Origin of the sequence: Kitasatospora arboriphila, from assembly GCF_039528095.1 — a bacterium.
In the GTDB taxonomy this organism is placed as follows: domain Bacteria; phylum Actinomycetota; class Actinomycetes; order Streptomycetales; family Streptomycetaceae; genus Kitasatospora; species Kitasatospora arboriphila.
In genome coordinates this window covers 100,608-107,375 of the sequence record NZ_BAAALD010000018.1, presented here as the reverse complement: position 1 = coordinate 107,375, position 6,768 = coordinate 100,608, and the positions used below count along the sequence as shown (strand labels likewise).

General features: G+C 71.2%; 8 protein-coding genes and 1 pseudogene. 6 read left to right on the top strand and 3 right to left on the bottom strand.

The window, feature by feature from the left end; translation table 11 throughout:
* Positions 1-263: endo-1,4-beta-xylanase (locus ABD353_RS12655; protein WP_344623636.1), on the bottom strand; the 263-nt coding region annotated here is incomplete at its 3' end.
* 348 nt (positions 264-611) lie between these two features.
* Between ABD353_RS12655 and ABD353_RS12650 the strand changes: the two genes are divergently transcribed.
* The 3 genes and pseudogenes from ABD353_RS12650 (at position 612) to ABD353_RS12640 (ending at position 2,561) form a co-directional block, all read left to right on the top strand.
* The gene (locus tag ABD353_RS12650; RefSeq protein ID WP_344623635.1) at positions 612-824 is read left to right on the top strand and encodes a hypothetical protein; all 213 of its coding nucleotides are present in this window, start codon (positions 612-614) and stop codon (positions 822-824) included.
* A 604-nt stretch (positions 825-1,428) separates the two neighbouring features.
* Positions 1,429-1,539 (top strand): annotated as a pseudogene (locus ABD353_RS12645) (family 1 glycosylhydrolase); the annotation flags it as partial.
* Positions 1,540-1,829: 290 nt separating this feature from the next.
* Entirely contained in the window at positions 1,830-2,561 is a 732-nt protein-coding gene (locus ABD353_RS12640) for a hypothetical protein (RefSeq protein ID WP_344623634.1), read from the top strand.
* Here the strand turns inward: ABD353_RS12640 and ABD353_RS12635 are convergent.
* Positions 2,498-2,770, bottom strand: a complete 273-nt coding sequence (locus ABD353_RS12635) for a DUF899 family protein (RefSeq protein ID WP_344623639.1) — start codon at positions 2,768-2,770, stop codon at positions 2,498-2,500. The genes ABD353_RS12640 and ABD353_RS12635 overlap by 64 nt on opposite strands.
* A gap of 493 nt (positions 2,771-3,263) precedes the next feature.
* Here ABD353_RS12635 and ABD353_RS12630 point away from each other — a divergent pair, with 493 nt between their 5' ends.
* The 3 genes from ABD353_RS12630 to ABD353_RS12620 are packed head-to-tail and all read left to right on the top strand — an operon-like array spanning position 3,264 to position 5,964.
* Positions 3,264-4,097, top strand: coding sequence for a CPBP family intramembrane glutamic endopeptidase (locus ABD353_RS12630; protein WP_344623633.1), 834 nt, complete (start codon positions 3,264-3,266; stop codon positions 4,095-4,097).
* Positions 4,094-5,308 (top strand): sensor histidine kinase, encoded by a 1,215-nt coding sequence (locus tag ABD353_RS12625; RefSeq protein ID WP_344623632.1) that lies wholly within the window; start codon positions 4,094-4,096, stop codon positions 5,306-5,308. Before ABD353_RS12630 ends, ABD353_RS12625 begins: the two co-directional genes overlap by 4 nt.
* On the top strand, positions 5,305-5,964 hold the full coding sequence (locus tag ABD353_RS12620) for a response regulator (RefSeq protein WP_344623631.1): 660 nt from the start codon (positions 5,305-5,307) through the stop codon (positions 5,962-5,964). Before ABD353_RS12625 ends, ABD353_RS12620 begins: the two co-directional genes overlap by 4 nt.
* Positions 5,965-6,352: 388 nt before the next feature.
* Here ABD353_RS12620 and ABD353_RS12615 read toward each other — a convergent pair whose 3' ends face one another.
* Complete coding sequence (locus ABD353_RS12615; RefSeq protein WP_344623630.1) at positions 6,353-6,757, bottom strand: hypothetical protein; 405 nt, start codon at positions 6,755-6,757, stop codon at positions 6,353-6,355.
* Between the last annotated feature and the right edge of the window lie 11 nt (positions 6,758-6,768).

Here is a 6,768-nt window from a genome sequence, read left to right as displayed (position 1 = left end):
GCGTCCCACTTCATCTCGTTCTCCGGGGTGACCATGGTGAATTCCCGGTCGAGAACGGTGGAGTACGTCGAGTCGCCGAGCCTGCCCGCGGCCACCGCCGTGCCGAAGTAGCGGCCGCTGCCGGCCGCTGCCCCACCCAGCGTGTTCGCCCCGGCGGCATGAGCCGCGGGGGCCGCGGTGACGGCCGCGGCCGAGCTGACGACCATGTATGCGGTGGCCGTCAGGAGCTTGCCCAGACGGGGTTTCTTGTTGAGCCGCGGCATGACGGATCGTTCTCCTTGTGGGTGGGGTAAGCCTGCGACACCGGTCGGGGACCGGCGCCACGTCCTGACGGTTGTGCGAGCGCGTACTCGGTTGTGCCTTCCTGCCGGGTTGTTGCGGGTGGTGTCCGGCACGTGGTCACTGGTCCCGCCCACGAGCGGTGCTGTCGGTTGACGCGCGGCTCACCCGGCTGTGGGGTCGGCCGACGGGAGGGAGCGGACCCACCTTTCGGCGCTTATGTTAACGCTAACAATTTTTGGCGGACAGCCGCCCGCGTTGTCATGTTCAGGTAAATCTCTGGCAGATGGTGCGCGTTGTCAATACTTTGCGCGGCGGTGGACCGTCGGCTCGTGCTGCAGGAGATCGTCGGTCAGGTGGTGCTGCCGGTATCGCCGCCGTTCAGGGGCATTGAGGCTGCACCGATGCCTTCGATCCGGAACGAGGAGGGGTGTCCGCCGTCGGTGCCGGGCGGGATCGCGTCGGCCGCGAGGGCCGGCACGTGGACGTGCGAGGCCTTGCTGGCCGGCCGCCATGGGCGGCCGGCCCTGTGGATCTCGGGGTGAGGAAAGTTCACGCTGGTGATCCGTCCTGCCGGCGAGTGGGGGTGGGGTGCTGTCCTGTGCCGCCGCTGATCGCGAATGGTCGGTCGGACGGCGCCGCTCGACGGTGCCACCGACTTGTCGTCAACATCGCTGTGCACGAGGCCGATCGACGTATCGGTCTCGGGCCCGAGGCTGTTGGGACTTGCCGGCGGCGACCAGGTTGGCCTGTGCTCAGGGGGCTGTCAATACTTTCGATCGAAAGAGCGAAAGTATCGTCCAGTCCATGCCCGGTAGAGAGCTGGTCACAGACTCGGCGGCCGATGAAAATCGAGGAACTTGGCCGGCGCCTTGTCGATGTCTTTGTACTGGCCTGCACCGTGCAAAGAAACTTGCGGAATCATGCGCGAAAGTTTCATGAAGTCCGGCAATGGAGACGCCGCGACCCGCACGCAGGGCGACATCGTTCCGGCAGAGGCGGTGGAAGGCTCGATGAAGTGGCGGCCGGTGTCGGTGCCGGAGTGGGAGAAGCTGCGGATCGCCGCACAACCCGAGTGCCGGAAAGTCGACTTGCTGGCCGCCCCGGATCGATCTGAGGCCCTGGCCGTGATGGCAGGGTGTTCGACGGGCCGAGGGCTACCACCAGCGCTTCGGCCTCGTCCACGTCGACTTCGAGACGCAGAAGCGCACCCCGAAGGCCTCGTACGCCTGGTACCGCGACCTGATCGCCGCCCATCGGGCCGGTCGCCTACGGTGGTCGGCCTCCGGTCGCCGTGGAACGGATGGCCGCTTGGCAACAGCCGAGAGGCCGTCCGGACGGCGCGGCCTGCAGCAGCTGCGTCCCCGACACTGTGCAAGGGACGGGGTGTTCAACAAGTCCAGAGGCCGCCGCCGACGGTTCCGGCTGCCCACGCCCACCTCGCAGGGAGGCCGCGTCGGCTGTCCGGCGCGTGTGCGCTTCCGGCACGGCGCCGTTACCGGCGGCGAACTCGCTTGCCGCGATGTGCCGTGAGCCGCCACGATCAGCGGATGTTCGAACTGCTGCCGGGGATCGGAGTCCTTCTGCCGGACGGTGTGGGAACGCTCCGCTTCGGAATGGACGGTGCCGCCACGCGGAGGACCTTGGCCGGCCTCGGCCAGGTCCGGAGCCCGGGGGGTCTCGATGCGACGTGGATCTTCACCGTCCAGTGGGGCGATCTCGAGCTGACCGCCTGCGCGAGGGGTGACCGGCACGACCCGGAACCCGGCGACCTGCTGATGGCGTACGTCGTGCTGAGCCGGGCCGGGCACCCGCGACGGCCGATTCCCGGCCGGGGCGTGGTCGGACGTGGTGCGCCGGGGCCCGCGTGGCGCGGTCCGGCCGCCGTCCCCGTCGTACTCGACGGCATCGACCTGTTCGGCTACCCGGCGGCCGAGGTGCTGGAGGCGCTCGGAGACGACCGATACCCGGAGCTCCACTTCCAGACCGCCGTGCCGGGCGGCTATCTCCCCGGGGTCTCGTTCCAGGCCGAACCACCGCCCGGGGCCGGCGTGCACACTGCGGCCGGCACCGGCGCGCCGGACCTCGCCTGCTACGAGGACATGTGGACCACCGGGCGGCACGACTGGCAGCTCGAGCGGACGAGCAGCGGCTACCGGATCGTCATGAAGGGCGACCCGCCGATGGACCTGCTGATGTGCCACGACGCGCTGGCGGATCAGATCGCCGCCAACATGCTCGCGGCCGGTGTCGAGGTTGTGGCCGGGCATCCGGCCTCGTAGGGCGGGCCGAACACGAAGTGGTGGACGAGCAGCCGCGAGCGCCCGCCGAAGAGGCCCGCGAGCGACGTGGTGCCGTCCGCGGTCCCGAAGCGGTAGTCCTTCTCGACCGGCACCCATCGCGGTGTACGGTCACCCGCAGTGACAGTCGCCCGCGGCGACAGCCGACAGTGCCTGCCACCGGCCAACCGGCCACCCGTCCAGTCATGCATCCACCGTACGGGCGCGGCGGCGGGCCGGAGCAGAGCTTCCCGTCCACGCCCGGCAGCCGGGCCGGCTCGCGGATGTGCTCGATCGTGTCGGCGGGGGCAGTACGGGTCACCGGGCGCGGACTCCACCACGGCCCGCTGCGTCTCGTCCGCTGCGGCGAGCAGGGCGCTCACGGCGCAGCTGCGGCGGCCCGCGCGGAGGTCGGCGTCGGTGGACCTGCCGGTGGCGTCGTCGTCGTCGTCGAACAGGTCGAGGTGGTCGTCGCGGAGCCGGCCGCCGATGCCGACCAGGGGCGGGCGGATCGGCTGCAGGTTCGGCACCGGGCGGGCCGACGGGGGAGTGGTCGGGGGTTCTGTCCCCCGTGAGAGCTACGTGCAGGTGTCCTCTGTGAGGTGACGATTCCCCATCACCGTTTCCCTAGCGTTCAGTTCAGCCGCGGCGCCTCGGTCGCGGAGCGGGCAACGAACCGGAAACGGAACCGAAGAAGGAGTCGTCATGAAACTGGTGTGGCAGATCCTGGCCGTGGTCCTGGCCTGTGCGGTCGGCGGTCAAGGTGCCACCGCGGTGCAGGACGACCCGTGGCTCTCGCTCCTCTGGGGCGGTTTGACGGTCGTGCTCGCGGTGCTCGTCTACCGGTGGGTCGTGGGGCGTACCGAGCGGCGCCCGGTCACGGAACTGGCCCGCGAGGGAGCCTCCGGATCGCTCCTGCGGGGCCTGGTGGTCGGGGTCGTGATGTTCGGAGCCGTCATCGCGAACATCTACGTCCTCGGGGACTACACGGTCCACGGCTTCGGCTCGCCGACCGGGGCGATCGGGCTGGTCGGCTTCATGGCGGGCGCCGCCGTCACGGAGGAACTGATGTTCCGCGGCCTGCTCTTCCGGCTCGTGGAGCGCGGCCTCGGAACGTACATCGCGCTGGCCCTGTCCGGCACCGTGTTCGGTGCGTCCCACCTGCTCAACAAGGACGCCACCCTGCTGGGCGGCGTCGCCATCGCCATCGAAGCGGGCGGCATGCTCGCCGCCGCGTACGCCGCCACCCGCTCCCTGTGGCTGCCGATCGGCCTGCACTTCGGCTGGAACTTCGCGGAGTCCGGCATCTTCGGCACCGAGGTCTCGGGCAACGGCGACACGCACGGACTGCTGGACGCCTCGACGTCGGGGGCCGAGCTGATCACCGGCGGCGAGTTCGGCCCGGAGGCCAGCGTGTACGCGACGCTGTTCGGCGCGCTGCTCACGGTCGTCTTCCTGTGGCTGGCCCGTCGGCGCGGCCACATCGTCCCCCGCCGGCGTGCCGAGCGCGTCGACGCCCTCGCTACACTCGCCCGGTGATGAGCCTTCAGAGGGCCGGTCAGGTGTGGCGCCGACTCGACGTCACCCTCCGCGACCTCCCTCTCGGGGCGCTGTTCCTGGTCGCGTCGTTCCTGCCGGGACTGCGCGGCCACGGGACGCAGGTCGGGGACCTGCCGACCCGCCCCTTCGACGCGCTGGCCGTCGTGGCCCTCGCGCTCGAATGCCTCTCCCTCGTGGTGCGCCGGCGGTGGCCGGTCGTCTGTCTCGCGCTGGTGGCGAGCGGCTTCGCTCTCGACCAGTTGTGCGGCTACCACTCGGCCGCCGGGACCACCCTGCCCGTCGCGCTGATCAGTGCCGGCTGCCATCTGGAGCAGCGCCGGCGCACCACCGTGGTCCTGCTGTCCGTGGCGTACGTGCCCCTGGCGATCGCGCTCGCCCGGCTCGGTTCGGGCGGCGAGACGGCAACGGAGTTCGTGACGTTCTACCTGACGCTCGCCCTGGCCTGGGGAGCCGGGGCGTGGCTGCGTTCCACACGGGCCGCGGAGGCCGCACGCCACGAGCGCGTGGCTGCCGAGACCCGTACTGCCGAACGCATCCGCATCGCCCGCGAGTTGCACGACGTGGTGACCCACCACGTGACCGCGATGGTCGTCCAGGCCGAAGCCGCCCGCTACCTGACCGCCGCACCCGAGCGGCTGGAGCAGTCCCTGACCGCCGTCAGCGACACCGGCCGCAGCGCCCTCACCGACCTGCGTCACCTGCTGGACCTGCTCAACCCCGGTCACGGCACCGACCACGGCACCGACCACGGCACCGGTCACGGCGTCGGACCGGCGGAGCCCACGCAGGCCAGGACACCGGCCGTCGGCAGGGTCCTCACGCTCGTCGAGCAGACCCGCCGGGCCGGACAGCCCGTGGACTTCACCGAGCGGGGCACACCGCCGGCATCGACCGGCAGCGCCGACCTCGTTGCCTACCGGGTGGTGCAGGAAGCACTGACCAACGCCCTCAAGTACGCTCACGGCAGCCGCACTTCCGTGCAGGTTCAGCGCGGCGAGAGGGAGATCACCGTGGAGGTCAGCACGGACGGAACCGGCTCACGCGCCACCGCCGTCGCCGCCGGCAGCGGACGGGGCCTGGCGGGCCTGCGCGAGCGCGTCGACGTTCTGGGCGGCGACTTCAGCGCCGGCTGCGGCCCGGACGGCGGCTTCACCGTCCGGGCGCGCATCCCCGCCGACGGCACCTCGTGAGCGCACCGATCCGGGTCCTGGTCTGCGACGACCAGATGCTGGTCCGCACCGGCCTGGTCACCATCATCGGTGCCCAGCCCGACATGGAGGTGGCGGGCGAGTGCGGAGACGGACGGACCGGGGTCGACCTCGCCCGCAAGGTACGACCCGACGTCGTCGTGATGGACATCCGCATGCCGGTCCTCGACGGCCTCGAAGCCACCCGCCTGCTGGCCGGCGTCGGAGTGCCCCACCCCGTCAAGGTCCTCGTGGTGACCACGTTCAACCTGGACGAGTACGTCTACGAGGCACTGCGCGTCGGCGCCTGCGGCTTCCTCCTCAAGGACGCCCCTCCGGACCGGCTGCTCCACGGCATCCGGACCGTGGCCACCGGCGCGGCCCTCCTCGACCCCGACGTGACACGCCGCCTCGTCGGGCGCTACGCCGCCCGCATCCGCCCCGCCGAGAAGACCCACCGGGACATCCCGCTCACCCCTCGCGAACTGGAGGTTCTCCGCCTCATCGCCGACGGCCTCTCCAACAGCGAGATCGCCGCAGCCCTCGTCATCAGTCATGAGACCGTCAAGACCTTCGTCTCCCGCATCCTCACCAAACTCCAACTCCGCGACCGGGTCCAGGCCGTCATCTATGCCTACCGCCACGGCCTGGTCACCTGACCGGGCATCCCGTCCCCGCACCCCGTCCCCGGTCCGGAGGCGAGGTTCCGCTGTACGAGGGCCGGAACCCGCTCGCGGCACGTGGCCCTGCCCGCCCCGGTGAGCACCGTCGGCCTCGTTTCCGGCCGTACCGCCGCCACCTGGACGGAGCCACCCGCGGCTGCCGTGGCCGGGTGGGCCGCCGTGCTCCCGTGAGGTCCCACCCGTTCGCCGGGCTCGTGCCGGCTCGGGCCTTCCCGTCGACGTCCGGCCGGCGCCACTGCCGAGCGGCCCGGCGCGGGGCCACCGGGTGCCGGGGCGTCCCGCCCCCGTGAGTGTCGGGGACGGGACGCGGTGCGGGCTCAGGGCGCGTGGGGGTCGAGGGCGGTGTCGCCTCGCGCCCGGCGGCTCAGTACCAGAGGTCGGGGCTGAGCTGGTAGTCGTAGCCGCTGCCGGGCTGCCAGTAGAAGCGGGCCTCGGCCTTGTAGTCGTGGCCCGGGGTCGGGTTGTTGAGGGTGTAGGTGTAGGAGTACTGGCCGGAGTGGCAGGGGAACGAGGTGGAGAGCGCCTGGCTGCCGGTGGTGTAGTCCCAGATGATGATCTGCTCGGTGCAGTTGTTGCTGGCGAAGTTGGTGTTCACCTGCGCCGACACCTGGCCGCCGCCGGCGCTGATGCAGGTCTGCTTCCAACCCGGGCCGCCGCAGCCGCCGCCGCTCGACGCCGAAGCCGTTCCGGCGCCGGTCAGTGCGATTCCTCCGGCGAGCGCGGTGGTGGCCAGGCCCAGGACGACCCGGCGGACTCCCTTGACGGACATGTGCATTCCCT

Coding starts and splice junctions, on each gene's coding strand:
- ABD353_RS12635 (WP_344623639.1), bottom strand. CDS start 2,770: ATGCATGACTGGACGGGTGGCCGGTTGGCCGGTGGCAGGCACTGTCGG.
- ABD353_RS12640 (WP_344623634.1), top strand. CDS start 1,830: ATGTTCGAACTGCTGCCGGGGATCGGAGTCCTTCTGCCGGACGGTGTG.
- ABD353_RS12630 (WP_344623633.1), top strand. CDS start 3,264: ATGAAACTGGTGTGGCAGATCCTGGCCGTGGTCCTGGCCTGTGCGGTC.
- ABD353_RS12615 (WP_344623630.1), bottom strand. CDS start 6,757: ATGTCCGTCAAGGGAGTCCGCCGGGTCGTCCTGGGCCTGGCCACCACC.